The sequence below is a fragment of the Janthinobacterium rivuli genome (genome assembly GCF_029690045.1).
Taxonomy (GTDB): Bacteria; Pseudomonadota; Gammaproteobacteria; order Burkholderiales; family Burkholderiaceae_D; genus Janthinobacterium; species Janthinobacterium rivuli.
Genome location: NZ_CP121464.1, coordinates 1,970,253 through 1,997,241, shown reverse-complemented (window position 1 = coordinate 1,997,241; position 26,989 = coordinate 1,970,253). Strand labels below are relative to the sequence as shown.

The following is a 26,989-nucleotide window of genomic DNA, read 5'->3' as shown; positions in this document are numbered from 1 at the left end:
CGGCTTTTTTCGTTTACAGCGCACTCTGCCGCGATTTACGCCCCGGCACGCCCCCCATTTTGCTGTCCGCATGGCAAAATGCTACAGTGCAATTGTGCTGACCTTCCCGCTTCCGGAGCCCTCCCATGTTCAAAGACCTGAGTATCAAGAATAAACTGTACCTGGGCTTCGGCTCCATCGTGGCCATCATCCTGATCCTGCTGGGCGTGGCCTACAACAGCTTTTCGCGCCTGTCGGAAGCCAATGCCTGGGACCGCCACACGATGGAAGTGCTGGTCGAGATCGACAGGATTCACAATTCCATCCTGCAAATCCAGGTGGAAGCGCGCGGTTTCATCCTCACAGGCAGTGAAACGTCGCTGACACCGGAGACCGATGAAATGGCGGTGCTGAGCCAGCACACGCAAAAAGCCATCGCCATGACGGTCGACAACAAGGTGCAGTCGGAGCGCTTCCGCAAGATCGACGCGCTGACCGCCACCTGGGTCAAGGAGTGGATCGCTCCCCTGATCGAAAAACGCCGCGCGCTGGGCAATGCGCCGGGCGCCACGGAAGCGGTGGCGCGCACCATGCCGCCCGGCGGCTACCCTGCCGTCAAGCAGGCCAACAAGCTGCTCGACGAAGTCGCCGCCGAAGAATCGCGCTTGCTGGCCGAACGCACGGCCACCACGGCAAAGTTGCAGGAAACCATGATGCTGACCCTGGCGCTGGGCGGCCTGCTGTGCGTGGCGCTGGCGCTGGGTATTGCCTACCTGCTCGGCCGTGCCATCCTCGGCCCGCTGAACAATCTGACGGATGCCGTCGGGCGCATCGCCGGTGGCGAGCAGAGCGCGCGCGCCGCCATCCTCTCGCGCGACGAGCTGGGCAAGGTGACGGAAGAATTCAACCGCATGGCGCAAACCATCCAGGACAACCAGGCAAACGAACTGGCCGCCACCAACACCTTGCGGGCCAAGGTCGATTCGCTGCTGGAAGTGGTCTCGAAGGCCGCCTCGGGCGACCTGACGGGCAAGGTCGGCATCACGGGCAGCGACGCCATCGGCCAGCTGGGCAACGGCCTGGCGAAGATGTTCGAAAATCTGCGCAGCCTGCTCAACAATGTGCAAAAGGCCGGCATCCAGGTGACGACGTCCGCCACGGAAATCGCCGCCTCGGCACGCCAGCAGGAAGCCACGGGCATCGAGCAAGCACAAACGAGCGTGGAAATTCTCAGCACCACCAAGGAAATCTCGGCCAACACGAGCCAGTTGCTCAAAACAATGGAAGACGCCACCGCCGTGGCCGACTACACGACGAATGCCACTGCCGAAGCGCAAAATAACCTCAAGCGCATGGACTCGACCATGCAGCACATGGTTTCGGCCACCGATTCCATCAACGCCAAGCTGGCGGCCCTGTCGGAAAAAGCCAGCAATATCAATAGCGTGCTGATCACCATCACCAAGGTGGCCGACCAGACCAACATCCTGTCGCTGAACGCCGCCATCGAGGCGGAAAAAGCGGGCGAGGCGGGCCGCGGCTTTTCCGTCGTGGCGACGGAAATCCGCCGCCTGGCCGACCAGACCTCCGTTTCCACGTGGGATATCGAGCAAATGCTCAAGGAAATGCAGTCGGCCGTGTCCGCCAGCGTGATGGGCATGGATAAATTCTCGGAAGAAATTCGCCGCAGCGTGGGCGAAGTGCGGCAAGTGGCGGAACAATTGTCGTCCGTGATGGACCAGGTACAAAAACTCACGCCGCAATTCGATGCCGTGCTGCAAGGCATGCAGTCGCAGGCGATCGGCGCCTCGCAAATTTCCGACACCATGATGCAGCTCAACGACGCTACCCAGCAAACGGTGGAATCGCTGAAAGCCACCAGCGAAGCGGTGCACCAGCTGCAATATGCGGCGGGCGACCTGCAGTCGAGCGTGTCGACCTTCGCCGTCACCATCTGATCCCATGAAAGTGCTGCTCTTTCACATCGGACGCGACCGCTATGGCCTGCCCCTGGCCGGCATCGTGCGTGTCCTGCCGCTGCTGGAGCTGAAACAGTTGCCGCTCACGCCAGACTACGTGGCCGGCCTGATGGACTTGCACGGCACGCCCGTGCCCGTGATCGACCTGTCGCGTCTGGCCGGGCTGCCGGCCGCCGCCGCGCAATTCGACACGCGCATCGTCATCGTCGACTACCGCGCGCCCGGCGGCGCCACGCATGCGCTGGGCTTGATGGCCACGCAGGTGCGCGGCATCGCCGACATCGCTGCGGAAAAGCTCGAGGATAGCGGCGTGGCGACGGCGCCCTTCCTGGGCCAGGTGGCCAGCGACGCCGACGGCATCGTGCAACTGGTCGAACTCGAGCACCTGCTGCCGCCGGACGTGCGCGCGCTGCTGTTTCAAGACGCGGGTGCGGCATGACGGCGCAAGCCCTGCTGCGCCGCGCGACCGGCCTGTCCGTTTCCAAGTCCGTGGCCGAACGGGCCGTCGGCCAGCGCATGGAGCAAACGGGCTTCAGCGATAGCGAGGCCTACCTGCAGGCGCTCACGCCGGCCGAAATGACGCAATTGATCGAACTGGTGGTGGTGCCGGAATCGTGGCTGTTCCGCGACCCGCAGGCCTTCTACGCCACCGTCGAACTGGTGCAGGAGCGCTGGGCACGGGGACGCGCCACGCGCATCCTGTCGATCCCGTGCGCGGGCGGCGAGGAACCGTATTCGATGGCCATGGCGCTGCGCGACGGCGGCGTGCCGAAACAGGCGTTCAGCATCGACGCCTACGACCTGAGCCCCGGCTGCATCGAGCGGGCGCAGGCGGGAATCTATGGCCGCAACGCCTTCCGCGCGCAGGACGTGGCCTTTCGCGAGCGCTATTTCACGCACGTGGCCGATGATTCCTACCGCATCATCGACTCCTTGCGCGAACAGGTGACCTTCAGGCAAGGCAACCTGCTGCAGTTCGACACGGCCACCTACAGCCGCCACTACGACGTCATCTTTTGCCGCAACCTGCTGATCTACTTTGACAAGCCGACCACGCGCGCCGCCATCGAGAATTTGTCCGCCCTGCTGGCCGACGACGGCATGCTGCTGGCTGGCTATGCGGAAGTGCCGTCGTTCTGCCAGAACGGCTTTGCGACGCTGCAGTTCCGCCAGGCTTTCGCCCTGAAGAAGGAAACGGCGGCGCCGGCCGGGCCGGTGCAGGTGGCGCCACTGCCCTTGCGCAGCGTGCCGCCCGCGCCAAGGCGCGCTGCCGCTCCCGCCTCCCCCATTGCACCAGCGGCCGTGCGCACGCGCCCCGTGTCCGTGCCATCGCCGGCGCCCGCCGCGCAAGCCGCACAGGCCGATTTGCTGGCCGAGGCGCGCCTGCTGGCCGACCGCGGCCAGCTGCGCGAAGCCGGCGAAAAATGCCACGCCCACCTGGCGCGAACGCCCGAGGCGGCGGAAGCGTATTTCATGCTGGGCATCATCAATGAACTGGCCGGCAAGATGGACCTGGCCGACGATTACTGGCGCCGCTGCATCTACCTGCAGCCGGACCACTACGAAGCGCTGTGCCACCTGTCGCTGCTGGCCGAACGCAATGGCAACCACACGGCCGCCGCCACCCTGAAGGCGCGTGCGGCGCGCATCTACCAGCGCCGCCAGGCGTCCAACTAAGGGGCAAGCATGACAAACCTCATCGCCACCGAGTCCCCCGCCGCCATCGACGACTGCTGGAACCATATCGGCGTGGTCGGCGACCAGAGCTGCCCCAGGCTACCGGCCAACGTACATTGCCGCAATTGCGACGTGTATGCGGGCGCCGCCCAGCGCAACCTGCAGCGGCCCGTGGATGAACACTACCAGCGCGACTGGGCCAGCCACTTCCGCCAGATCGATGCGGGCGGCGAAGTGCGCGACAGCTCGGTGCTGGTGTTTCGCATCGGCCGCGAATGGCTGGCGCTGCCCACGCGCGTGTTCGACTCCGTGGCGCCGCAAGCCAAGCCGCACGTGCTGCCGCACCGTAGCGGTCGCGGCCTGGCGGGCATCGTCAATATCGGCGGCAAGCTGTATCCGTGCATGTCGCTGGCCAGTTTGCTGGGCATCGACGAACAGGGCGCGCCGCCGGCCAAGGGCCGCCACACGTTCGCGCGCCTGCTGCTGATGCGCTGGGAAGATCAAGCCTACGCCCTGCCCGTGGCCGACCTGCACGGCATCGTGCGCTACGCGTCGGGCGCCGTGCAAACGCCGGCGGCCACCATCAACAAGGGCCTGTCGCGCTTTCTGTCCGGTGTCATCACCGAGGGCGACCTGCGCATCGGCTGCCTCGACACGGCGCTGATCGGCTTTCAACTTGCGAGACTATTACGATGAGCCAGGACCAGCACGGCGACCTGAGTGCCTTTTCCATGCTGGACCTGTTCCGCATGGAGGCGGACAGCCAGACCCAGATTCTCACCGATGGTTTGCTGGCCATGGAGCGCCATGCGGGCGACGCGGCGGCCGTCGAAGCAATGATGCGCGCGGCGCACTCGATCAAGGGCGCCGCCGCCATCGTCGGCCTGCAAGTGGTGGTGCAACTGGCGCACGGCATGGAAGACAGCTTCGTCGCCGCCCAGCATGGCCGCTTGAAACTCACGCCGGAGCGGGTCGACGTGCTGCTGTCGGGCGTCGACCTGATCGTGCAGCTGTCGCGCCTGGACGACGCGGGCGCCGAAGCGTGGCTGGCCGCCAATGCGGCGCAGATCGACCAGACCCTGAACGCCATCGCCGGCATCGCGGAATTGCCCGAATTGCCGGCCCTGCCCTCGACCGCGGCGCCCTTGCCGCCGCCAGTGGCTGAAGCGCAGGCTCCCATGGCCAGCGGCCTGGCCGGCGAAGAACCGGCTGCCGCTGCCGCGCCGCGCGCGGGCGCACCGGCCAAGGCCCAGGCGCAAAACTTCGACAAACTGCTGTCGCTGGCCAGCGAATCGCGCATCAATGCGCACCAGATGCACCCGTTCATCGGCGCGCTGCAGCGCTTCAAGCGCAACCAGAGCAGCCTGTTTTCCGCCATCGAGCACCTGCACGAAGCCATCGCCCGCTCGGGCGACGCGGGCCTGATGGAAAAGTCGCTGCTGGCGCTGCAAAAGACGCAGCCCCTGAAGCAGTTCATGCTCGAACACATCGCCGACATCGAAACCTATGAACGGCGCCTGCTGGCCGTTTCGCAAGGCATGGTCGACGAAGTGCTGGCCCTGCGCATGCGCCCTTTCCGCGACGGCATCCACGCGTTCCCGCGCATGGTGCGCGACCTGGCGCGCAGCCTGGGCAAGGAAGTGCAGCTGGAGATCGAAGGCGAAGATACCCTGGTCGACCGCGACATCCTGGCGAAAATCGAAAGCCCGCTGAACCACATGCTGCGCAATGCCATCGACCATGGCATGGAAGGCCCGTACGAGCGCATCGACGCGGGCAAGGAAGCGCTGGGCACGATACGCATGGAAGCGCGCCACCGCGCCGGCATGCTGAGCATCGAGATCAGCGACGACGGGCGCGGCGTCGACCTGGAGAAAATCCGCCAGTCCGTCATCGAGCGCAAGATGGCCAGCCCCGCCATGGCCGCCGCGCTGTCGCCGGGCGAGCTGCTGGAATTCCTGTTCCTGCCCGCCTTCAGCCTGAAGGAAAAGGCGAATCAATTGTCCGGGCGCGGCGTGGGCCTCGACATCGTGCACGAAACGATACGCCAGCAAAACGGCACGGTGCGCCTGGAATCGGAACCGGGGCGGGGTTTCCGCGCCCTGATCACCCTGCCGCTGACGCAATCGATCGTGCGCGCGCTGGTGATCGACATCCAGGGTGAAGCCTACGCCATCCCCATCGTCAAGGTGGAAAGTGTGGTGCGCGTGCCGCAAGCGGCCATCCATACCCTGGAAAACAAGCAGTTCTTCGAACTCAAGGGCGAGCATCTGGGCCTGGTGTCGGCGGCGCAGGTGCTGGAACTGGGCGAAGCGGCCAGCCAGGCCGACGATTTACCGGTGGTGGTGATCGGGCGCGGCAAGCAAAGCTATGCGCTGGTGGTCGACGCCATCCGCGGCGAACAAAGCCTGGCGGTGCAGGCGATCGATCCGATCTTCGGCAAGATGCGCGACATTTCCGCCGCCGCCCTGCTCGACGACGGCGAACCGGTGCTGATCCTCGACGTGCCCGATTTGCTGCTGTCGATCGACAAGCTGCTGCACGAAGGCGGCCTGCACCAGCTGGCGCAGGCGGGCCATGCGCAGCAGCGCCGCGCCAAGCGCATCCTCGTCGTCGACGATTCGCTGACGGTGCGCGAGATGGAGCGCAAGCTGCTGCTGGCGCGCGGCTTCGACGTCGACGTGGCCATCGACGGCATCGACGGCTGGAACGTGGTGCGCAGCGGAGAATACGACCTGGTGATCACCGACGTGGACATGCCGCGCATGGATGGCATCGAACTCGTTTCGCTGATCAAGAAGGACCTGCACCTGCACAAGCTGCCGGTGATGATCGTGTCGTACAAGGACCGTCCGGAAGACCGCGCGCGCGGCCTGTCCGCCGGCGCCGACTATTATCTGACCAAAGGCAGCTTCCACGACGAGACCTTGCTCGACGCGGTGGCCGACCTGATAGGAGATGCCCGCTTATGAGTTGTACTTCATGAAAATTGCCATTGCCAATGATGTCCCCATGGCCGCCGAAGCCCTGCGCCGCGTGGTCGCCAGCACGCAGGAACACCAGGTGCTGTGGATTGCCCGCACGGGGCTCGAAGCCGTGCGCATGTGCGAGGGCAACCGCCCCGACCTGATCCTGATGGATCTGAACATGCCGGAGATGGACGGCGTCGAGGCGACGCGCCTGATCATGGAGCAAAGCCCGTGCGCCATCCTGGTGGTCACGGGCCGCCCGCAAGACAATGTCAACCAGGTCTTCCGCGCGCTGGGCGCCGGTGCGCTCGACGTCACGGCCACACCCGTGCTGCAGGGACAAGTGGGTGGCGACAGCGAACTGCTGGCCAAGATCAAGACCATCGGCAAGCTGATACGCCACAGCGCCGAAGCACCGCCGCCGCGCCAGACGAACGGCAATGGCGGCGAACGGGGCGAAGGCCATGTATCGACCCTGGTGGCCATCGGCGCCTCGACCGGCGGGCCGTCGGCCGTGGCCAAGGTGCTGTCCGGCTGGACGGCGCCGCCCGGCTGCGCCATCGTGGTGGTGCAGCACATCGATGAAACCTTCGCCTCGCACTTCGCCAAATGGCTCGATGACCAGCTCAGCATGCCCGTGCGCGTGATCGCCGAAGGCGACGAACTGGTATCCGGCACGGTACTGATCGCCAAGACCAATGATCACCTGCTGCTAGATCAAAATTATCGTTTGGGTTACGATGCAGCACCACGCGAGTATGTTTACCGCCCGTCCGTCGATGTCTTCTTCAACTGCGTGGCGCAGCACTGGCGCGGCGACGCCATCGGCGTATTGCTCACGGGAATGGGACGCGACGGCGGCGACGGCTTGCTGGCCATGCGCCGCGCCGGCAAGACGACGATCGCGCAAGACCAGGCCAGCAGCGCCGTGTACGGCATGCCGCGCGCGGCGGCCGAACTCGATGCGGCGCAGCAAATCCTGCCTCTGGATAGAATAGGCGCGAGCCTGCGCAGCCGCCTGGGCGCCAAACTCAACAATGGGTGGGAGCCCTCCCCTAACATCTGAAAAGAATGCAATGCCAGAATTCTCCTCCAGCTTCACCCAGCCTGAGCCCGCATTGACCGAATTCAAGGTCAGCGTGCTGCTGGTGGACGACCAGTTGATCATTGCCGAGGCAGTCCGCCGCATGCTCAGCGACCAGCAGGATATCGAATTTCATTACGCGACCGACGCCACCCTGGCGCTGGACACGGCGCTGCGCTTGCAACCGACCGTCATCCTGCAAGACCTGGTGATGCCGGGCATCGACGGCTTCGGCCTGATCCAGCTGTACCGCGAAAACGCGGCGCTGGCGCATGTGCCCGTGATCGTGATGTCGGCCAAGGATGACCCGAAACTGAAGGCGCACAGCTTTGCCGTCGGCGCCAACGATTATGTGGTGAAACTGCCGGATCGCCTGGAGTTGCTGGCGCGCATACGCTACCATTCCAACGCGCACATCAGCCGCTTGCAGCGCGACCAGGCTTTTCGTTTCCTGCGCGAAAGCCAAAAGAACCTGGCGGACGCGAATATTGAATTGCAAAAACTGGCCGCCCTCGATGGCTTGACGGGCATCGCCAACCGCCGCCGCTTCGATGAAACCCTGGAATTCGAATGGCAGCGGGGCCAGCGCGACAAGACGCCGTTGAGCCTGCTGTTCTGCGATATCGACCATTTCAAGAGCTATAACGACCGTTTCGGCCACCTGGCGGGCGACCTGGGCCTGAAAAAAGTCGCCGCCGTACTGACGGAACATTTGAAACGCCCGGACGACCTGGCCGCCCGTTACGGCGGCGAAGAGTTCGCCCTGATCCTGCCCGAAACGGAAGCGGCCGGCGCACTGCTGATCGCCGAAGCGTGCCGGCGCCATCTGGAAGGCTTGCAGATCGAGAATCCGGCGGCAGATGCGGGCATCGTCACCATCTCGATCGGCGTGGCCACCATCGTGCCGTCGCCGGACTCGACGGTGGAGCAACTGATCAACCGCGCGGACCAGGCCCTGTACGCGGCCAAGCGCGGCGGACGCAACAGCGTGCTGAGCGCCGATGACGTCCAGGACTGATTTTTAACAGCAAGGAAAGTGAAGCATGAGCACACAACTGGACAATGTCAGCGTCGTCAAGAAGTCGAACATTTATTTTGACGGCAAATGCGTCTCGCACAACGTCATCCTGGCCGATGGCACGAAAAAAAGCGTGGGCGTGATTTTCGCGTCATCGTTGCGCTTCAACACGGGCGCGCCGGAAATCATGGAAATCGTCGGCGGCCTGTGCAAGGTACGCCTGGCCGATGCAAGCGAGTGGAACAGCTATGGCGCGGGCACGCAATTCAGTATCCCGGGCAATAGCTATTTTGACATCGAGACCGTCGAAACCGTCGACTACGTCTGCCACTTCGGTTAATTAGACAAACACAGGCTCGGGCGACAGGCGCACGCCATATTTCGCCTCTACATCATCCTGTATCGCTGCCGCCAGCCGGGTAATGTCCGCGCCACGAGCGCCGCCATTATTCACCAGAACCAGCGCCTGCTTGGGATACACTCCCGCGGGCCCCAGGTTTTTCCCCTTCCAGCCACACTGATCGATCAGCCAGCCGGCCGCCAGCTTTTCCGTGCCATCGGGCTGCGCATGGTGCACGAGCGCAGGGAAACGTTCCAGCAAAGCAAGACATTGCTCCTTCGACACCACCGGATTCTTGAAGAAACTGCCCGCATTGCCGATCACGGCCGGGTCCGGTAATTTTCGCCGGCGGATCGCCATCACCGTCTCGGCCACCTGTTGCGGCGTCGGCTCGGCAAGATTGCGCTCGGCCACGGCCTGCGCCAGTTCCGCATAGCGCAAGTTCGGCTGCCATTCGGCCGGCAAGGCAAACGTCACTTCCAGCACGATCAGCTCGCGTCCGTCCGCCTGCTTGAAGATGCTGTCGCGGTAAGCGAAGCGGCAGGCGTCGCGGTCCATGTCGAAGACGATGCCGCTGGCGCTGTGCATGACGCTCACGCTATGCAGATAATCCTTGATTTCAACGCCATACGCGCCAATATTCTGGATAGGCGCCGCGCCCACCGTGCCGGGGATCAATGACAGGTTTTCCAGCCCGCCGACGCCCTGCGCCAGGGTCCATTGCACGAAATCGTGCCAGTTTTCGCCAGCCGCGGCCGTGACGAGTATGGTCTCGAAATCCGCCTGCGCCAGGCGCATGCCGCGCGTGGCCATGTGCAGCACGGCGCCGGGAAAGTCACCGGTCAGCACGATATTGCTGCCGCCGCCCAGAATCAGGCGCGGCATGCTGCTCAGGGCCGGATCTTGCAGCGCGGCCTGCAATTGAGCTTGCGAAGTGATGCGTACGTAGGCGGCCGCGTTGGCCGTGATGCCGAAGGTATTCAGGCGCTGGAGGGAGTAATTGTGTTCGATGGTGAGCTCTGCAGACATGGGATAGCGATTATTTTGTTCGATTATAGAGTGAAACCGACAAAAAACCAGCGCAAGACAAGGGCAGGCCGTCCGTTGTCCGTTAAAATGTCGCATCTTTAACAGGGCCGTCCCATGGCGCGGAATCAGCCGCCAAGGCCCAGCGTACCGAGCGTGCGCTCGCTTTAACAAGAAAAGGAACAGACCATGCCGTCATTTGATGTAGTCTCCGAAGCCGATATGATCGAAGTCAAGAATGCAGTCGAGCAATCCAACAAGGAAATCACGACCCGCTTCGACTTCAAGGGCAGCGACGCCCGCGTCGAGCACAAGGAAAACGAATTGACCGCGTTTGCGGACTCGGAATTCCAGCTCAGCCAGGTACGCGACGTGCTGACCAATAAATTGACCAAACGCAAGGTCGATGTGCGCTTCCTCGACGAAGGCGACATCAAGAAGATCGGCGGCGACAAGGTCAAGCAGATCATCAAGATCAAGAATGGTATCGAATCGGATGATGCCAAGAAAATCGTGCGCGTCATCAAGGACAGCAAGATGAAAGTGCAAGCGAGCATCCAGGGCGAAGCCGTGCGCGTCACGGGCGCCAAGCGCGACGACCTGCAGGCGGCCATGGCCATGCTGCGCAAGGACGTGCCCGACATGCCGCTGGAATTTAATAATTTCCGCGATTAATTTCGATGCTGCGCACGCTCCGGCCTGCGCTTGCGCCGGCATGGCGGCAAGCTGCCTCGGAGCGTCTGCCCGCTTGGGGTAGAATTGAAGCTGCGCACAGCTACATGCGCCCGCGCGCCCGACCGGCAGCGGGCTTGACCGTACATCTGGCTCAGTGATAACCACGGTAGTCTAAGGATAGCAATGAAACGTGTTGATGATTTCCGCCTGCGATTTGGCAAAAAAGAATATGTGCCCATCATGATAGGCGGAATGGGTGTGGATATTTCCACGTCGGAGCTGGCCCTGGAAGCGGCCCGGCTGAACGGTATCGGCCATATTTCCGATGCCATGGTGGAAGACGTGTCGGACCGCCGTTTCGACACCACCTTCGTCAAAGACAAGACGAAACTGTACAAGTTCAACATCAATAACAGTGACAAGGCCGTGGTGCAGTTTGACCTGGGCCGCCTGGCGGAAGCGCAGCGCCTGCATATCGGCCGCACCATGGAAGCAAAAAAAGGCGATGGCTTGATCTTCGTCAATTGCATGGAAAAGCTGACCATGAACGGCCCCCGCGAAACCTTGCGCGTGCGCCTGAATGCGGCGCTGGACGCCGGCATCGACGGCATCACCCTGTCCGCCGGCTTGCACTTCGGCTCGTTCGCCCTGATGGCCGACCATCCACGTTTCCGTGATGCCAAGCTGGGCATCATCGTCTCGTCCGTGCGCGCCTTGCAAATTTTCCTGCGCAAGAACGCCAAGCTGGACCGCCTGCCCGACTTTATCATCGTCGAGGGCCCCCTGGCCGGCGGCCACCTGGGTTTCGGCATGGACTGGGCCAATTACGACTTGCACACGATCACTGCGGAACTGCTGGCCTACCTGAAGGCCGAACAGCTGGACATCCCGCTGATCGCCGCCGGCGGCATTTTCACGGGCAGCGATGCCGTCTCCTTCCTGGAAGCGGGCGCGGCTGGCGTGCAAGTGGCGACGCGCTTTACCGTCACGAATGAATGCGGCTTGCCAAACAAGGTCAAGCAGGAATACTACAAGGCCTCGGAAGAAGACATCATCGTCAATGGCGTCTCGCCGACGGGCTACCCGATGCGCATGCTGAAGAACACGCCCGCCATCGGCGCCGGCATCCGTCCAGGCTGCGAATCGTATGGCTACCTGCTCGATGCAACGGGCAACTGCGCCTACATCAACTCGTACAACCGCGAAGTGGCGGCCCATCCGGAACAAAAAACCGTCGTCGTGATGGACAAGACGTGCCTGTGCACGCACATGCGCAACTTCAACTGCTGGACCTGCGGCCATTACACATATCGCCTGAAGGACACCACGCACAAGCTGGAGAATGGCGAATACCAGATCCTGACGGCCGAACACGTCTTCAAGGATTACCAGTTCAGCGTCGACAACCAGATTGCCCTGCCGGAAAAAGAAATCCTGGCAGCAAGCTAAATCTTGCTAGCCTGAAATAAAAATGGCGCAGCCTGCGAAGGCTGCGCCATTTTTTTATGCGGGGAGCATGTCCCGCAAGGCCCGTTCGATCGCGTCGAACCTGGGCCGTCGCAATATCTCTTCCTGCAGGCAAGCTTCCAGCATGGCCTGCAGGGCGGGCACGGGCGTCGCACCATGCGCGATCAGCTCGCCCAGCAGCACGCCAAAGGCGCGCGCCTCTATGCCCTGCAGCACCTCCCCTTGCGGCGAGCCTGGCGCAAACATCGACGCCGCGCCAAAGTCGCCCAGCAGGCAGGCGCCATTGTCCGCATGCAGGATATTGTGCGCATATAAGTCGCCGTGCACGATGCCGTGCGCATGCAGCTGACACACGGCCGAGGCGATGCCATGGGCAATGGCCAGCGCTTGCGCAGGGGCAAAGCGCGCACCATCGGCATACACGTCGCGCGTGCACGATGCCAGGCTCGGCGGCCCCGCCAGGTTGCGGTAGGCGGCGTCGATGAGCGGCATGACGAGTCCCAGCGCCCCTTGCGGGTGCGCAGCGAGCGTCCCGAGGATGGGAATCAGACCAGCGTGTGCACCGGCGCCGACACAGGCGGCCATTTCGCTGCGCGGCAAGCCATCGCTGGTCATCGCTCCCTTGAATACTTTGACGGCGACATCATCGACGCCATCGAGGCGGGCACGGTAAATCACGCCCGATGCACCCTCGCCCAGCTGCTGCGCTAGTTCCAGGCGCTGCCAGGCCACGCCCGCAGCCCCCGTACCGGCCAGGGCTGCCAGCTCACGCGCCTCCGTAAAGGGATTGCCCGCATACGCGAGCCAGCTCAGGCGTGGCAGGGACAGCAGACAGTCGGGCAGCGCCGTGAAACGGTTAGCGGCGATGCGCACCAGTTCCAGCCGATGGCAATTCGCCAACGTCGCCGGCAAGCTGTCGAGGCAATTTCCCGCCAGCATGAGTTTCTGCAGTTCACTGCACTTGCCTAACTCATCCGGCAAGGTTTCGATGGCATTGTCGGTCAGGGTCAGCCAGCGCAGCCTGGATGGCAAGGCGGCGGACGGCACGTGGCGAATCCGGTTCGCCTTGAAACCGATCATTTCCAGCGCAGCACAGGAACCGAGCACGGCCGGCAAGACGGTGAACAGGTTATCCGAACAAAAGATGATGCGCAGCTTGTGCAGGCGCGGCAAATCGTCGGGCAATGTGGACAGCGCATTGCCCGACAGGTCGAGGATCTCCAGGCTGTCGGCCAGGTCGAAGATTTCGTAGGGGAACTCCGTCAAGCCGCAGGACAGCTTCAGACGGCGAAGGCCGGCCAGTTGGCCGGCGCGTAATTGTTCCAGTGTATGCACAGCAGACAAGATATCCCTTTCAAAAACCCGGCAATCGCCAGCATGGATAAAACCGGTGGAACTGAACCCAACTGCGAAATGAACAGCCGGGGTCAGACCCTCAATGCCGCTAACGTAAAGGTCATTGCTAACGGGCGAGGGGGTCTGACCGTAGGTCGGCTTAGCGCTGCGCGCGTAAGCCGACGCCACCACCAGCGTCAAACAAAACCACCAGACGAAAAAAAACCCGCCAATTACTTGACGGGTTTTTCTCTTACTGCGAATAACAAGCCTGACGATAACCTACTTTCACACTGGTTGCAGCACTATCATCGGCGCAAAGTTGTTTCACGGTCCTGTTCGGGATGGGAAGGGGTGGGACCAACTTGCTATGGTCATCAGGCATAACTTGTACTGGCATTTGTCTCCTGTAGGACGACAAAGCCTGAATCTGGAAGAAGCAAAGATTGGGGTAATGACTGGTTGTATCAACACACACGCAACGTTGTACCGTCTTATCCTCTGTACCTGCTAAGGTTATAGGGACAAGCCGTACGGGCAATTAGTACTGGTTAGCTTAATGCATTACTGCACTTCCACACCCAGCCTATCAACGTCCTGGTCTCGAACGACCCTTCAAAGAGCTCAAGGCTCTGGGAAATCTCATCTCAAGGCAAGTTTCCCGCTTAGATGCTTTCAGCGGTTATCTCTTCCGAACTTAGCTACCCGGCAATGCCACTGGCGTGACAACCGGTACACCAGAGGTTCGTCCACTCCGGTCCTCTCGTACTAGGAGCAGCCCCCTTCAAATTTCCAACGCCCACGGCAGATAGGGACCAAACTGTCTCACGACGTTTTAAACCCAGCTCACGTACCACTTTAAATGGCGAACAGCCATACCCTTGGGACCGGCTACAGCCCCAGGATGTGATGAGCCGACATCGAGGTGCCAAACTCCCCCGTCGATATGAACTCTTGGGAGGAATCAGCCTGTTATCCCCAGAGTACCTTTTATCCGTTGAGCGATGGCCCTTCCATACAGAACCACCGGATCACTATGTCCTACTTTCGTACCTGCTCGACTTGTCAGTCTCGCAGTTAAGCACGCTTATGCCATTGCACTATCAACACGATGTCCGACCGTATCTAGCGTACCTTCGAACTCCTCCGTTACACTTTAGGAGGAGACCGCCCCAGTCAAACTGCCTACCATGCACTGTCCCCGATCCGGATAACGGACCAAGGTTAGAACCTCAAACAAACCAGGGTGGTATTTCAAGGTTGGCTCCACGAGAACTAGCGTCCCCGCTTCAAAGCCTCCCACCTATCCTACACAGATTGGTTCAAAGTCCAATGCAAAGCTACAGTAAAGGTTCATGGGGTCTTTCCGTCTAGCCGCGGGTAGATTGCATCATCACAAACATTTCAACTTCGCTGAGTCTCGGGAGGAGACAGTGTGGCCATCGTTACGCCATTCGTGCAGGTCGGAACTTACCCGACAAGGAATTTCGCTACCTTAGGACCGTTATAGTTACGGCCGCCGTTTACTGGGACTTCAATCAAGAGCTTGCACCCCATCATTTAATCTTCCAGCACCGGGCAGGCGTCACACCCTATACGTCCACTTTCGTGTTTGCAGAGTGCTGTGTTTTTATTAAACAGTCGCAGCCACCAGTTTATTGCAACCCTTTCACCCTCATGGAGTAAACCAATCAAGCTACCGGGGCGTACCTTTTCCCGAAGTTACGGTACCAATTTGCCGAGTTCCTTCTCCCGAGTTCTCTCAAGCGCCTTAGAATACTCATCTCGCCCACCTGTGTCGGTTTGCGGTACGGTCTCGTATGACTGAAGCTTAGAGGCTTTTCTTGGAACCACTTCCGATTGCTTCGTGAATAAATTCACTCGTCTCAACCCCTTGAATTCCGTACCCGGATTTGCCTAAGTACCTTCTATGAGCCAAAAACCAACTATTCCAACAGTTGGACAACCTTCCGCGATCCGTCCCCCCATCGCATCATACGACGGTGCAGGAATATTAACCTGCTTCCCATCAGCTACGCATCTCTGCCTCGCCTTAGGGGCCGACTCACCCTGCTCCGATGAACGTTGAACAGGAAACCTTGGGCTTACGGCGTGGAGGCTTTTCACCCCCATTATCGCTACTCATGTCAGCATTCGCACTTCTGATACCTCCAGCATCCTTTACAAGACACCTTCGCAGGCTTACAGAACGCTCTCCTACCATATCCAATAAAGGATATCCGCAGCTTCGGTGACTGGCTTAGCCCCGTTACATCTTCCGCGCAGGACGACTCGATCAGTGAGCTATTACGCTTTCTTTAAATGATGGCTGCTTCTAAGCCAACATCCTGACTGTTTTAGCCTTCCCACTTCGTTTTCCACTTAGCCAATCTTTGGGACCTTAGCTGGCGGTCTGGGTTGTTTCCCTCTTGACGCCGGACGTTAGCACCCGACGTCTGTCTCCCAAGCTCGCACTCATCGGTATTCGGAGTTTGCAATGGTTTGGTAAGTCGCAATGACCCCCTAGCCATAACAGTGCTCTACCCCCGATGGTGATACTTGAGGCACTACCTAAATAGTTTTCGGAGAGAACCAGCTATTTCCAAGTTTGTTTAGCCTTTCACCCCTACCCACAGCTCATCCCCTAATTTTTCAACATTAGTGGGTTCGGACCTCCAGGGCGTGTTACCGCACCTTCATCCTGGCCATGAGTAGATCACTTGGTTTCGGGTCTACACCCAGCGACTGATCGCCCTATTCGGACTCGATTTCTCTACGGCTTCCCTATGCGGTTAACCTTGCCACTGAATGTAAGTCGCTGACCCATTATACAAAAGGTACGCAGTCACGGAACAAGTCCGCTCCTACTGTTTGTATGCACACGGTTTCAGGATCTATTTCACTCCCCTTCCGGGGTTCTTTTCGCCTTTCCCTCACGGTACTGGTTCACTATCGGTCGATTACGAGTATTTAGCCTTGGAGGATGGTCCCCCCATATTCAGACAGGATGTCACGTGTCCCGCCCTACTTGTCGTACGCTTAGTATCACCGGTCTGATTTCGAATACGGGACTATCACCCGCTACGGTTCCTATTTCCAGAGGATTCTTCTATCAGTCCGACTATCACGTACAGGCTCTTCCCATTTCGCTCGCCGCTACTTTGGGAATCTCGGTTGATTTCTTTTCCTGCAGCTACTTAGATGTTTCAGTTCGCCGCGTTCGCCTTGCATACCTATGTATTCAGTATGCAATACCCTAAAAGGGTGGGTTGCCCCATTCGGAAATCTGCGGATCAAAGTGTGTTTGCTCACTCCCCGCAGCTTATCGCAAGCTACTACGTCCTTCATCGCCTGTAATCGCCAAGGCATCCACCATGTGCACTTATTCGCTTGTCCCTATAACGTTAGCCTCTTCATTCTTTCAAACGAAAAGAGCGCTACAGGGATAAGAAAGTACAACGTTGTTGCTTGTTTGTTGATACATACAATCATTACCCATCGATTCGCTTTTTACGGCAAACCGATCAATAAATAATCTTTACTTCTTCCAGATTGTTAAAGAACGAAACAGCTTTGATCGCTAAAAGATCAAATCTAAACCCAGAGGCTTACATTTGCACTTTCGAGTAAAACTTTGGTGGAGGATGACGGGATCGAACCGACGACCCCCTGCTTGCAAAGCAGGTGCTCTCCCAGCTGAGCTAATCCCCCTGAGATTTTACTAATTAGCTGGTAGGGCTGGTTGGACTCGAACCAACGACCCCCGCGTTATCAACACGGTGCTCTAACCAGCTGAGCTACAGCCCCAACGCGGAACTACTACGACTACTGTTTCTTCTTAATTAAACAGCCGATAAGTGTGAACATTTGATGCGTGAACCAGTTACCTGATTCGTGCAAACTCTAGAAAGGAGGTGATCCAGCCGCACCTTCCGATACGGCTACCTTGTTACGACTTCACCCCAGTCACGAATCCTACCGTGGTAAGCGCCCTCCTTACGGTTAAGCTACCTACTTCTGGTAAAACCCGCTCCCATGGTGTGACGGGCGGTGTGTACAAGACCCGGGAACGTATTCACCGCGACATGCTGATCCGCGATTACTAGCGATTCCAACTTCATGCAGTCGAGTTGCAGACTACAATCCGGACTACGATACACTTTCTGCGATTAGCTCCCCCTCGCGGGTTGGCGGCGCTCTGTATGTACCATTGTATGACGTGTGAAGCCCTACCCATAAGGGCCATGAGGACTTGACGTCATCCCCACCTTCCTCCGGTTTGTCACCGGCAGTCTCATTAGAGTGCCCTTTCGTAGCAACTAATGACAAGGGTTGCGCTCGTTGCGGGACTTAACCCAACATCTCACGACACGAGCTGACGACAGCCATGCAGCACCTGTGTACTGGTTCTCTTTCGAGCACTCCCCAATCTCTCGGGGATTCCAGCCATGTCAAGGGTAGGTAAGGTTTTTCGCGTTGCATCGAATTAATCCACATCATCCACCGCTTGTGCGGGTCCCCGTCAATTCCTTTGAGTTTTAATCTTGCGACCGTACTCCCCAGGCGGTCTACTTCACGCGTTAGCTGCGTTACCAAGTCAATTAAGACCCGACAACTAGTAGACATCGTTTAGGGCGTGGACTACCAGGGTATCTAATCCTGTTTGCTCCCCACGCTTTCGTGCATGAGCGTCAATCTTGACCCAGGGGGCTGCCTTCGCCATCGGTGTTCCTCCACATATCTACGCATTTCACTGCTACACGTGGAATTCTACCCCCCTCTGCCAGATTCTAGCCTTGCAGTCTCCAATGCAATTCCCAGGTTGAGCCCGGGGATTTCACATCAGACTTACAAAACCGCCTGCGCACGCTTTACGCCCAGTAATTCCGATTAACGCTTGCACCCTACGTATTACCGCGGCTGCTGGCACGTAGTTAGCCGGTGCTTATTCTTCAGGTACCGTCATTAGCAAGAGATATTAGCTCTCACCGTTTCTTCCCTGACAAAAGAGCTTTACAACCCGAAGGCCTTCTTCACTCACGCGGCATTGCTGGATCAGGCTTTCGCCCATTGTCCAAAATTCCCCACTGCTGCCTCCCGTAGGAGTCTGGACCGTGTCTCAGTTCCAGTGTGGCTGGTCGTCCTCTCAGACCAGCTACTGATCGATGCCTTGGTAGGCTTTTACCCTACCAACTAGCTAATCAGATATCGGCCGCTCCACGAGCATGAGGTCTTGCGATCCCCCACTTTCATCCTTAGATCGTATGCGGTATTAGCGTAACTTTCGCTACGTTATCCCCCACTCCAGGGTACGTTCCGATATATTACTCACCCGTTCGCCACTCGCCACCAGAGCAAGCTCCGTGCTGCCGTTCGACTTGCATGTGTAAGGCATGCCGCCAGCGTTCAATCTGAGCCAGGATCAAACTCTTCAGTTTAATCTCTGTTACTTTGCCATTTTATTGGCACCGTCTTGCGACGGGTCGCTCACTCAAAAAACTGACAGGCTACTTCCGAAGAAGTATCCTATTTCATTATTTCTTGTGAACATTTGATATTTTAAGTTAGACGCCAATCCAAAGATTGACGCTGCACTTACATCAAATGCCCACACTTATCGACTGTTAATTGTTAAAGAACTGTATTCGGTTACTGCATTCGCGCTATCGACAAAGCGTTGTGTTTGTCAGCTGCCAAGAAGGAAGAGTATGAAGCGTTTGCAGCATTTCGTCAACCTTCTTTTTTCACCCTGCTTTACTCGGCATTTGCATGCGTCGTTCAGCGAGGGGGCGAATTATAGCCCTGCTCCGCGCGCCCCGCAAGCGCTATTTTCCCGCCCTCACCGCCCAGCAAGCATAGTCTTCACTTCAAGCGCCTTTTTGTGCAGCCTGTCGCAATCGGCTGGCGTAGTTCGTGGTCTTTAGGCACAGTGGCAACATCAGACTCTGACGCTACTCAACAAGGGGTTAAACTTGCCCGCCGCGTCGATTAACTCTTGTACTTGAAAGTGCTCCCATGCTTCCGATTTCCAGCCTGCCCCACTTGTTGAAAACCATCCTCGCTTGGTTGCAACGGGCATTCGACGCGACGACGACCTGGGTCACCCAACTGTCCTGGTGGAAATTCTTCCTGTTCGCTGCGCTGGCCCTGATCGCCGGTTCCATTTTGCAAGATGAGCTGTTCTCGTCCAACCCGGACGAAGAAGTAGTCATCAAGTCGCATAAACGCAGCAGCAAGGGTTCGGGGGAAACCAATATCCTGATCGACGATACGGGGATTCACTTCAATCCCCGCAACAGCAAGAACCGGCGCAGCAGCGCGGCCGATGCAGCCAGCGAGCCAGCCGATGCCGCCGAGGCGGACGCACAAGCCAGTGCCGTGCCGCCGGAACCACCGGAGCCGCCGGCCGCTCCTGCCAAGCCCAGCTATCCAGTAACGACGAATGCCTCGGGCGAAGAAGTCCACATCGAATTGCCGCCACAAATCGGTGAAGAGTTGTCGAATGCCATCGAAGAAGCGGTCGATGATGCGGCGGAACAAAAAGTCTCGCGCTATCACCAGCAAGCCTCGACCTGGTTCAAAAGCTTTGTATCCTTGCTGGTATTGGCCCTGTTCGCCATGAAAGCCCTGGTCGGCGGCAAGAAACGTGCGGAAGCGGAAACCGTCACGGCGAATGAGGCGGCCGAGCGCGAATCCATGCAGCGCCAGCTCAGCGAAGCAAAGATGCAGATGATGCAGGCGCAAGTCGAGCCGCACTTCCTGTTCAACACGCTTGCTTCCGTCGAACACCTGATCCAGGTCGATCCGCCGCGCGCGGCCAAGATGCAGCGCAGCCTGATCCAGTATCTGCGCGCCGTGCTGCCGCAAATGCGCGACAACGCCCTGATTACCAACCTGGGCCGCGAAGCTGACATGGTGCAAGCGTACCTGAACCTGCTGAAAATGCGCATGGAAGAACGCCTGACCGTCGACTTCCAGATTCCCGATGGCCTGCGCAGCGCCGCCTTCCCGCCCATGATGTTGCAATCGATGGTGGAAAATGCCATCAAGCACGGCCTGGAAGTCAAACCGGAAGGCGGCACCCTGCGCATCGTGGCCGAAGTGGCGCACAGCAAGCTGCGCGTCACGGTCACCGATGACGGCCTCGGCTTTGGCGTGGTGCCCAGCGATGGCACGGGCCTCGGTTTGCCCACCATCCGCGAGCGCCTGAAGCTGCTGCATGGCGATGAGGGCAGCCTGACCATTACGCCAAATCAACCGTCCGGCGTATGCGCCGTGATCGAAGTGCCATATCAATTGTCCAAATAAGACAGAGTAGTTGATAAAAACGCTAAATCATTGAATAATCAATCTTCGCCTGTTCACACTTGAGACCTATGCCTACCGCTATTATTGCCGACGACGAAAGACTGATGCGCGACCAGCTGCGCCTGCGCCTGGGCCAGGCCTGGCCTGAACTGGAAATCATCGGCGAAGCCAAGAATGGCGACGAAGCGATCGAACTGGTGGAGCAACTCAAGCCGGACTTTGCCTTCCTCGATATCCGCATGCCGGGCAAGACGGGCATGGAAGCGGCGCAAGTAATCGGCGGCAAGACGCATATCGTCTTCGTCACGGCCTATGATAGTCACGCCGTCGAAGCCTTCGAGCGGGGCGCCGTCGACTACGTGCTCAAGCCGCCCGAGCATGAGCGCTTGCTGGTCACGGTGGAGCGCCTGAAAACGCACCTGAACAAGCCGGCGCTGGACGTCAACAGCAGCGTCACGGCCATGCTGTCGCAGCTGGCGGAAAAAATCACGGCCAAGCCCACCTATTTGCAATGGATACAGGCCAGCATCGGCCAGGACTTGCGCATGATCCCCGTGGAAGAAATCCTGTTCTTCCGTTCTGACGAGAAATACACCTGCGTGCAAACTGCCAAGTATGAGGCGCTGATCCGCAAGCCCGTGCGCGACCTGGCCGAAGAGCTCGATCCTTCGCTGTTCTGGCAAATCCACCGCGCCACCCTGGTCAACGTGAATGCCATCGAAGGCGTGACGCGCGACATCCGCGGCCGCCACCTGGTGCTCATCAAAGGCAAGTCCGACAAGCTCGAAGTAAGCCGCAGCTTCCTGCACCTGTTCAAGCAAATGTAAGTCTCCCGCCGCCGCCCGGCCCTGGCCGGCGCGGCGCATGCCTCTCTTCTTTCCCCTTCCTGCGCCACATCAAGCCGCGCCGCGCCAACAGGCATAGGCTAAAGTCCTGTCCGCCATTCCTGTCTTGCCTGCCTTCGCTCACGTTTGCAAGGAGAGCCCCATGCCTGACCGAGGCAGTTCCACACTGCTGCGTATCCTGCCGTTGGGCATGGCGGCGGCGCTTTTGCTGTGCTTGTTTCCTCCCCTGAAAGCCCGCCGGCAACGGCAGGCGCGTGGCCAGGCCATCATCGACAGCGCCAGCGACGCCATCATCAGCATCGACAGCCGGCAAATCATCCTGCATGCGAACGCGGCGGCAGCCAGATTGTTCGACGACACGCCGGCCGGCATGCGCGGCATGCGCCTGGGCCAGTACATCCTGCGCGACTTGCGCACCCTGGGCGGCCTGGGCAAGCACGAGGGCGATCCGCCGTTTGGCGACATCAACCTGGAGCTGCGCCTGACGGGCCGGCGCACCACCGACTACACCCTGACGGGACGGCGCAGCGACGGCGCCATGTTTCCCCTCGAAGGCTCGCTCTCGGCCATGCTGGAAGACGGCCAGAGCGTATTTACCATCATCGTGCGTGACATCAGCGCGCGCCAGCAGATGCATGAACAACTGGCCCGCTCCTTTTCGCAACTGCGCGAACTGTCGAGCGCGCTGCAATCGATCCGCGAAGAAGAGCGCAAGCATATCGCGCGTGAACTGCATGATGACTTGGGGCAACTGCTGGCCACCTTGCGCGTTGACCTGACCCTGGTGCGCCAGCACACGGACACCACCGCGTCCCTGCAAGCGTTGCTGCACAGCATGGATGGCTTGCTGGTAACGGCCATCACCTCGTTGCGGCGCATCGCCAGCAATCTGCGTCCGCGCGCGCTCGATGAAGGGGGCTTGTATTTTGCGCTGCAAAAACTGCGCCACGACTTTCTGTTGCGCCGCGCCATCCATTTCGACTTGCTGGCCGACGAGGCCGACCTCGTGCTCGACGATGCGCGCAGCACGGCCATCTACCGCATCGTGCAGGAAGCGCTGACGAACATCGCGCGCCATGCCGAGGCCAGCCACATCACCATCGCCCTGCACCGCATCGATTCCTCGCTGGCCATCACCATCCAGGATGACGGCCGCGGCATTGCCGAGCACGACCTGGAAAAAGCCACGGCCCTGGGCTTGCTGGGCATGCGCGAACGGGTGTGGGGTTTGAATGGCAGCATCCATATCGGTGCCGATAGCGAACTGGGCGGCACACGCATCGAAATCTCGCTGCCCATGCATGCGGAAGCGGCAACAGCGGCGATGCAATAAAAAAGGCGCCCGCAGGCGCCTTCTACTTCGTCACATCGAATACTGCTTAGAACTTGTGTGCCAGACCGATCTGGTACGAGGTCAGCGACTTGACGCGCTCGCGGCCAGCGTAAGCGTACACGTCGGTACGCTTCGACAGGTGGTAGTCGTAGCCGACGCCGAATTCCTTGATGGTGTCCTGATCCTTGACCTTGTTGTTGCTTTGCTCTTGCTTGCCATACGACACTTTGGCATCGCCGCCGCCAACCGTGTAGTTCAGGCCGATCAGGTAGGACTTGAATTCGCCGTTGGCAGCTACCTTGGTGTCGCCCTTCGAGTAGGCGGCCGTGATCTTGGCCGGGCCGAATTTATAGCCGCCACCGATGGACCACAGGTCAGGCTTGGCGGCCGTTGCCGTTGCTTGTACGGCTTTTTCGTAGCCGGCGTGCAAGCTGATCGGGCCGTTGTCGTAGGTTGCCAGGCCAATCACGCCCGCGTCAGCGCTGTTGACTTCGCTCAGCACGTATTGCAGGCTGCCCACGAAACCGTCAAAGCTTGGGCTGTTGTAGGTCACGGCGTTGTTGACGCGCGACGAGCCGACGCCCGAACGCAGCAGGGTTTCATTGTTCTTGCCGACCACGCCATAGGTGTTGAATGGATCGACGCGGGCGATGGTGCCATCGACCAGGTTCTTGGTGCGGCCCAGGATGGCGGTACCAAACGCGCCTTTCAAGCCCACGTAAGCTTGACGGTCGAACAACACGCCTTTTTGCGCGCCGGTGTCAGCCAGGAATTCACTTTCCAGGTTGAAAATTGCGGACAGGCCGCCACCCAGATCTTCCGTACCCTTGAAACCGAGGCGCGACGCGTTGTTTTCACGTTGTACCGTCGGCTGGCCAGTGGTCTTGGCAATACCGAGGTCAACCAGGCCATACACGGTGACGTTCGATTGTGCTTGTGCCGTAGCTGCTGCGAAGGTGCCGATGATCAATGCTGCCAGAGTAATTTTTTTCACTTGAGATTCTCTACATTAGGTTGGACAAGAATGGTGCTGCTCAGCTGCTGAACCGAATCATGCCCACCAAATACTTCAACAATATGACATCGACAAGATGTTGTTTTTTGGCACAACATCTTGTCAGATAAAAACAACAGGCGAAAAAAAACCGCCCGAGGGCGGCTCATGCGGCGGCAAGGCCTATTTACCGTAGGTCGGATTAGCGTGGCAAGGCCACGCGTAATCCGACAACATTGTTGGCAAGACGGCGGTGTCGGATTACGCGGCTGCGCCGCTAATCCGACCTACCATATAGACAGATCAGCTTTATTTCAGGCGGCAGCTCAGCAGCCAGTAGTATTCCAGGCGCTTCATGCGGATTTCACGGGCCGAGTGAGCAAACTTCTTGCGCAGGTGGCTGTCCGATGGGAAATTCTTCAGCACTTCATAGCGCTCGCCCCCATCCGTCGTGCGGAACTGGTGGGTGTTGCCTTCCAGGTCGGTACGCGCGATAACAGTGCTGCTGCCATCGACATAGGAATTGTCGATCAACACCAGCATGATGTCCTTGCCCAGCTTGCTGCGCAATTGCTTCAGGTATTTATCCTGGTCTTCGCGCTTAACGTGCGACCACCAGAAACCGGCGAACACGGCCGTGAACTTGCCCAGCAGATCGTCGGGCAAGTTAAAGGCGTCGAGCTTGGCGAAACTGACGTTGTCCGGCAAGCCGCGCGACTGGGCCAGCGCCAGCATTTCATCGTTGACATCGGTGGCCAGCACGGAGTCGGCAGACTCGGCGACCACTTCCGTCCAGTAGCCGGTGCCGCAAGCCAGTTCCAGCACGGTGTGGCCTTCCAGCACGTCGGCGACCTTGTCGCGCAACACTTCCAGGTCTTCCTGGCGTTCGGGCTTGGCATAGACGCGCTCGTACTGCTGCGCGATGGTGGCGTAATATTTGGCAAGCTGATCGGTAATCATTGTTTCTTCTCTTCTTAAATAATCTTGGCCAGGCAACTCGCCCGGCCGACTTCCTGCATTGTTTATAGTTCGTAGTGCTCTTTATCACCGCTCATCGCCTGCTCGATGAGCTTGCGGTTCAGGGTCGGCGTCAGCAACTCGATAAAGGTATAAATATAGCTGCGCAAATACGCGCCTTGCTTGACGGCCACGCGCGACACATTCATGCCGAACAGGTGGCCGACAGGGATGGCGCGCAAGCCTTTGTCGCGCTCGGCATCGAAGGCCATACCCGCTATGATACCAATCCCCATGCCCAACTCGACATAAGTCTTGATCACGTCCGCATCAATGGCTTCGAGCAAGATGTCCGGTTTCAGGCCGCGCAGCACAAAAGCATGGTCGATCTTGTTGCGTCCGGCGAACGCGCTGTCATAGGTAATCAGGGGGAAGGCGGCGATTTCTTCCAGGGTCACGGACTTCGACTTGAGCAGCGGATGGTCGACCGGCACCACCACCACGTGCTCCCACTGATAACATGGCAAGGTAATCAGGCCATCGATGGCGGCGATCGATTCCGTGGCGATGGCCAGATCGGCCTGGTCGCGCTGCACCATCTCGGCGATCTGGCGCGGATTTCCTTGCAGCAAAGACAATCTTACCTTCGGGAACTTCAGCATGAAAGCTTGCACCACCTTGGGCAGGGTGTAGCGCGCCTGCGTGTGCGTGGTGGCAATGGTAAAGCTGCCGCTGTCCTGCGCCGCGAATTCCTTGCCGATGCGCTTCATGCTGTCGATTTCCTGCATGACCAGCTCGACCGACTCCAGCACCAGGCGGCCTGGCTCCGTCAAACCGCGGATGCGCTTGCCATGGCGCGTAAAAATATCCACGCCCAGTTCTTCCTCCAGCTCGATGATGGCTTTCGATACGCCAGGTTGCGACGTAAACAAGGCCTTGGCGGCGTCCGTCAGGTTGTAATTCTGCCGGACCGCTTCGCGCACGAAGCGCAGTTGATGGAGATTCATTGCTGGTTTGCCCTAGATTGCCGTGATTTGCCGAGTTTCCGCCCCACCCATGATTTTGCGTTCATGCATATACGCATATCGCATATAAGCAAATGCGTACTTAGTAGTTTGGAATAAACACTAAGTTTATTACTATTGCGGGTACTTTGGGGGTGCAAGCATGACTTTGTCTTATATAGTCTCAGGATTTGCCGTAGGATTACTCGTAGGAATGACCGGCGTGGGCGGCGGATCGCTGATGACGCCGCTGTTAACCCTGCTGTTTGGCGTGCCGCCTTCCGTGGCCGTGGGTACCGACCTGGCTTTTGCCTCGATCACCAAGAGCGCTGGCACCCTGACGCACCGCCTGCGCGGCACCATCCGCTGGGATATCGTCAAGCGCCTGTGCATCGGCGCCCTGCCCGCCGCCGTCATCGCGACCCTGGCGCTGAAATCGTTCGGCACCCTGTCGCCGGAAATCGGCCAGATCATCCGCTACTCGATCGCCGGCTCCGTGCTGCTGACCGTCGTGGCACTGATTTTCAAGGGCCGCATGCTGGCCTGGATCAACGCGCACCCTGAGAAACAATTGCAAGGTAATAAGCTTGCCGCCGCGACCATTATTTCCGGCGCCGTGCTGGGCGTGCTGGTGACGGTCTCGTCGATCGGCGCCGGCGCCATCGGTGCGACCCTGCTAGTGATGCTGTATCCACGCATGAGCTCGGCGGAAGTGGCGGGCACCGACATCGCCTACGCCGTGCCCCTGACGGCCATCGCCGCCCTGGGCCACTGGTGGCTCGGCTCCATCCATTGGGAATTGCTGGCCTCCTTGCTGGTCGGCTCCCTGCCCGGCATCACGCTCGGTTCCTGGGTGGCCCGCTCCGTGCCGGAAAAGTTTTTACGAGTGCTGCTGGCGATGACCTTGACCGGCGTGGCAGTAAAGCTAATCTATTAATACCGAACGAGCGACAAGAGCAGTATCAAGAACATAATCCCAGGCAATCTTCCAGCACCCCG

19 protein-coding genes, 2 tRNA genes and 3 rRNA genes are annotated in these 26,989 nt (G+C 59.3%); 14 read left to right on the top strand and 10 right to left on the bottom strand.

Annotated features, from left to right (window positions below; translation table 11 throughout):
* The first annotated feature begins 125 nt into the window (after positions 1 to 125).
* The 8 genes from P9875_RS09065 to P9875_RS09030 are packed head-to-tail and all read left to right on the top strand — an operon-like array spanning position 126 to position 9,046.
* Positions 126 to 1,937, top strand: a complete 1,812-nt coding sequence (locus tag P9875_RS09065; protein WP_278318171.1) for a methyl-accepting chemotaxis protein — start codon at positions 126 to 128, stop codon at positions 1,935 to 1,937.
* 4 nt (positions 1,938 to 1,941) lie between these two features.
* Complete coding sequence (locus P9875_RS09060) at positions 1,942 to 2,397, top strand: chemotaxis protein CheW (protein ID WP_035825958.1); 456 nt, start codon at positions 1,942 to 1,944, stop codon at positions 2,395 to 2,397.
* On the top strand, positions 2,394 to 3,635 hold the full coding sequence (locus P9875_RS09055; RefSeq protein WP_278318170.1) for a CheR family methyltransferase: 1,242 nt from the start codon (positions 2,394 to 2,396) through the stop codon (positions 3,633 to 3,635). The genes P9875_RS09060 and P9875_RS09055 overlap by 4 nt, the downstream gene beginning before the upstream one ends.
* A gap of 9 nt (positions 3,636 to 3,644) precedes the next feature.
* A complete protein-coding gene (locus P9875_RS09050; RefSeq protein WP_099404094.1) occupies positions 3,645 to 4,331 on the top strand; it encodes a chemotaxis protein CheW in 687 nt (228 codons plus the stop codon).
* Positions 4,328 to 6,607 (top strand): hybrid sensor histidine kinase/response regulator, encoded by a 2,280-nt coding sequence (locus P9875_RS09045; protein WP_278318169.1) that lies wholly within the window; start codon positions 4,328 to 4,330, stop codon positions 6,605 to 6,607. The genes P9875_RS09050 and P9875_RS09045 overlap by 4 nt, the downstream gene beginning before the upstream one ends.
* A 10-nt stretch (positions 6,608 to 6,617) precedes the next feature.
* Positions 6,618 to 7,670, top strand: coding sequence for a chemotaxis-specific protein-glutamate methyltransferase CheB (gene cheB / locus P9875_RS09040; RefSeq protein ID WP_278318168.1), 1,053 nt, complete (start codon positions 6,618 to 6,620; stop codon positions 7,668 to 7,670).
* A gap of 10 nt (positions 7,671 to 7,680) precedes the next feature.
* The gene (locus P9875_RS09035) at positions 7,681 to 8,706 is read left to right on the top strand and encodes a GGDEF domain-containing response regulator (RefSeq protein ID WP_278318167.1); all 1,026 of its coding nucleotides are present in this window, start codon (positions 7,681 to 7,683) and stop codon (positions 8,704 to 8,706) included.
* Between the two features lie 25 nt (positions 8,707 to 8,731).
* Entirely contained in the window at positions 8,732 to 9,046 is a 315-nt protein-coding gene (locus P9875_RS09030; RefSeq protein ID WP_035825949.1) for a pyrimidine/purine nucleoside phosphorylase, read from the top strand.
* On the opposite strand, the gene murB is transcribed toward P9875_RS09030, so the two are convergent.
* Positions 9,047 to 10,075 (bottom strand): UDP-N-acetylmuramate dehydrogenase, encoded by a 1,029-nt coding sequence (murB, locus tag P9875_RS09025; protein WP_278318166.1) that lies wholly within the window; start codon positions 10,073 to 10,075, stop codon positions 9,047 to 9,049.
* Positions 10,076 to 10,261: 186 nt separating this feature from the next.
* On the opposite strand from murB, the gene P9875_RS09020 reads away from it, so the two are divergent.
* Positions 10,262 to 10,747, top strand: a complete 486-nt coding sequence (locus P9875_RS09020) for a YajQ family cyclic di-GMP-binding protein (protein WP_034759416.1) — start codon at positions 10,262 to 10,264, stop codon at positions 10,745 to 10,747.
* 183 nt (positions 10,748 to 10,930) lie between these two features.
* A complete protein-coding gene (locus P9875_RS09015) occupies positions 10,931 to 12,196 on the top strand; it encodes a nitronate monooxygenase (protein ID WP_035825945.1) in 1,266 nt (421 codons plus the stop codon).
* 54 nt (positions 12,197 to 12,250) lie between these two features.
* Here the strand turns inward: P9875_RS09015 and P9875_RS09010 are convergent, their stop codons facing one another.
* The 6 genes from P9875_RS09010 to P9875_RS08985 form a co-directional block, all read right to left on the bottom strand.
* Positions 12,251 to 13,549 carry a leucine-rich repeat-containing protein kinase family protein gene (locus P9875_RS09010; protein WP_278318806.1) on the bottom strand — a complete coding sequence of 433 codons (1,299 nt, stop codon included), beginning with the start codon at positions 13,547 to 13,549 and terminating at the stop codon, positions 12,251 to 12,253.
* Between the two features lie 269 nt (positions 13,550 to 13,818).
* Positions 13,819 to 13,931, bottom strand: a 5S ribosomal RNA gene (rrf, locus tag P9875_RS09005).
* Between the two features lie 138 nt (positions 13,932 to 14,069).
* A 23S ribosomal RNA gene (locus P9875_RS09000) occupies positions 14,070 to 16,945 on the bottom strand.
* Positions 16,946 to 17,184: 239 nt separating this feature from the next.
* Positions 17,185 to 17,260, bottom strand: a tRNA-Ala gene (locus P9875_RS08995).
* A 19-nt stretch (positions 17,261 to 17,279) separates the two neighbouring features.
* A tRNA-Ile gene (locus P9875_RS08990) sits at positions 17,280 to 17,356 on the bottom strand.
* Positions 17,357 to 17,456: 100 nt separating this feature from the next.
* Positions 17,457 to 18,987: ribosomal RNA gene (locus P9875_RS08985) — 16S ribosomal RNA — on the bottom strand.
* Together the 16S, 23S and 5S rRNA genes with 2 tRNA genes alongside form the textbook arrangement of a ribosomal RNA operon.
* A gap of 577 nt (positions 18,988 to 19,564) precedes the next feature.
* Between P9875_RS08985 and P9875_RS08980 the strand changes: the two genes are divergently transcribed.
* The 3 genes from P9875_RS08980 (at position 19,565) to P9875_RS08970 (ending at position 23,035) form a co-directional block, all read left to right on the top strand.
* Positions 19,565 to 20,857: a sensor histidine kinase gene (locus P9875_RS08980; protein ID WP_278318165.1), complete on the top strand. Its 1,293-nt coding sequence runs from the start codon at positions 19,565 to 19,567 to the stop codon at positions 20,855 to 20,857.
* Positions 20,858 to 20,925: 68 nt separating this feature from the next.
* Positions 20,926 to 21,684 (top strand): LytR/AlgR family response regulator transcription factor, encoded by a 759-nt coding sequence (locus P9875_RS08975; protein WP_035825940.1) that lies wholly within the window; start codon positions 20,926 to 20,928, stop codon positions 21,682 to 21,684.
* 160 nt (positions 21,685 to 21,844) lie between these two features.
* The gene (locus P9875_RS08970) at positions 21,845 to 23,035 is read left to right on the top strand and encodes a PAS domain-containing sensor histidine kinase (RefSeq protein ID WP_035825937.1); all 1,191 of its coding nucleotides are present in this window, start codon (positions 21,845 to 21,847) and stop codon (positions 23,033 to 23,035) included.
* A gap of 46 nt (positions 23,036 to 23,081) precedes the next feature.
* On the opposite strand, the gene P9875_RS08965 is transcribed toward P9875_RS08970, so the two are convergent.
* The 3 genes from P9875_RS08965 to P9875_RS08955 all read right to left on the bottom strand — a co-directional run bounded on the left by P9875_RS08965 (position 23,082) and on the right by P9875_RS08955 (position 25,993).
* Positions 23,082 to 24,029: a porin gene (locus P9875_RS08965; protein ID WP_099401055.1), complete on the bottom strand. Its 948-nt coding sequence runs from the start codon at positions 24,027 to 24,029 to the stop codon at positions 23,082 to 23,084.
* 309 nt (positions 24,030 to 24,338) lie between these two features.
* A complete protein-coding gene (locus P9875_RS08960; RefSeq protein WP_099401054.1) occupies positions 24,339 to 24,989 on the bottom strand; it encodes a class I SAM-dependent methyltransferase in 651 nt (216 codons plus the stop codon).
* 62 nt (positions 24,990 to 25,051) lie between these two features.
* Positions 25,052 to 25,993, bottom strand: a complete 942-nt coding sequence (locus tag P9875_RS08955; RefSeq protein ID WP_035825933.1) for a CysB family HTH-type transcriptional regulator — start codon at positions 25,991 to 25,993, stop codon at positions 25,052 to 25,054.
* Positions 25,994 to 26,153: 160 nt separating this feature from the next.
* On the opposite strand from P9875_RS08955, the gene P9875_RS08950 reads away from it, so the two are divergent.
* Complete coding sequence (locus P9875_RS08950) at positions 26,154 to 26,927, top strand: sulfite exporter TauE/SafE family protein (RefSeq protein ID WP_034782225.1); 774 nt, start codon at positions 26,154 to 26,156, stop codon at positions 26,925 to 26,927.
* Positions 26,928 to 26,989 lie beyond the last annotated feature (62 nt).

Bases quoted from the DNA above. Each gene is read 5' to 3' on its own strand.
- P9875_RS09045 (WP_278318169.1), top strand. From the start codon at position 4,328: ATGAGCCAGGACCAGCACGGCGACCTGAGTGCCTTTTCCATGCTGGAC.
- P9875_RS09065 (WP_278318171.1), top strand. From the start codon at position 126: ATGTTCAAAGACCTGAGTATCAAGAATAAACTGTACCTGGGCTTCGGC.
- P9875_RS08960 (WP_099401054.1), bottom strand. From the start codon at position 24,989: ATGATTACCGATCAGCTTGCCAAATATTACGCCACCATCGCGCAGCAG.
- P9875_RS09020 (WP_034759416.1), top strand. From the start codon at position 10,262: ATGCCGTCATTTGATGTAGTCTCCGAAGCCGATATGATCGAAGTCAAG.
- murB (WP_278318166.1), bottom strand. From the start codon at position 10,075: ATGTCTGCAGAGCTCACCATCGAACACAATTACTCCCTCCAGCGCCTG.
- P9875_RS09060 (WP_035825958.1), top strand. From the start codon at position 1,942: ATGAAAGTGCTGCTCTTTCACATCGGACGCGACCGCTATGGCCTGCCC.
- P9875_RS09050 (WP_099404094.1), top strand. From the start codon at position 3,645: ATGACAAACCTCATCGCCACCGAGTCCCCCGCCGCCATCGACGACTGC.
- P9875_RS09030 (WP_035825949.1), top strand. From the start codon at position 8,732: ATGAGCACACAACTGGACAATGTCAGCGTCGTCAAGAAGTCGAACATT.
- P9875_RS08975 (WP_035825940.1), top strand. From the start codon at position 20,926: ATGCCTACCGCTATTATTGCCGACGACGAAAGACTGATGCGCGACCAG.
- P9875_RS09035 (WP_278318167.1), top strand. From the start codon at position 7,681: ATGCCAGAATTCTCCTCCAGCTTCACCCAGCCTGAGCCCGCATTGACC.
- P9875_RS09055 (WP_278318170.1), top strand. From the start codon at position 2,394: ATGACGGCGCAAGCCCTGCTGCGCCGCGCGACCGGCCTGTCCGTTTCC.
- P9875_RS08970 (WP_035825937.1), top strand. From the start codon at position 21,845: ATGCCTGACCGAGGCAGTTCCACACTGCTGCGTATCCTGCCGTTGGGC.
- P9875_RS09015 (WP_035825945.1), top strand. From the start codon at position 10,931: ATGAAACGTGTTGATGATTTCCGCCTGCGATTTGGCAAAAAAGAATAT.
- cheB (WP_278318168.1), top strand. From the start codon at position 6,618: ATGAAAATTGCCATTGCCAATGATGTCCCCATGGCCGCCGAAGCCCTG.
- P9875_RS08955 (WP_035825933.1), bottom strand. From the start codon at position 25,993: ATGAATCTCCATCAACTGCGCTTCGTGCGCGAAGCGGTCCGGCAGAAT.
- P9875_RS08980 (WP_278318165.1), top strand. From the start codon at position 19,565: ATGCTTCCGATTTCCAGCCTGCCCCACTTGTTGAAAACCATCCTCGCT.
- P9875_RS08950 (WP_034782225.1), top strand. From the start codon at position 26,154: ATGACTTTGTCTTATATAGTCTCAGGATTTGCCGTAGGATTACTCGTA.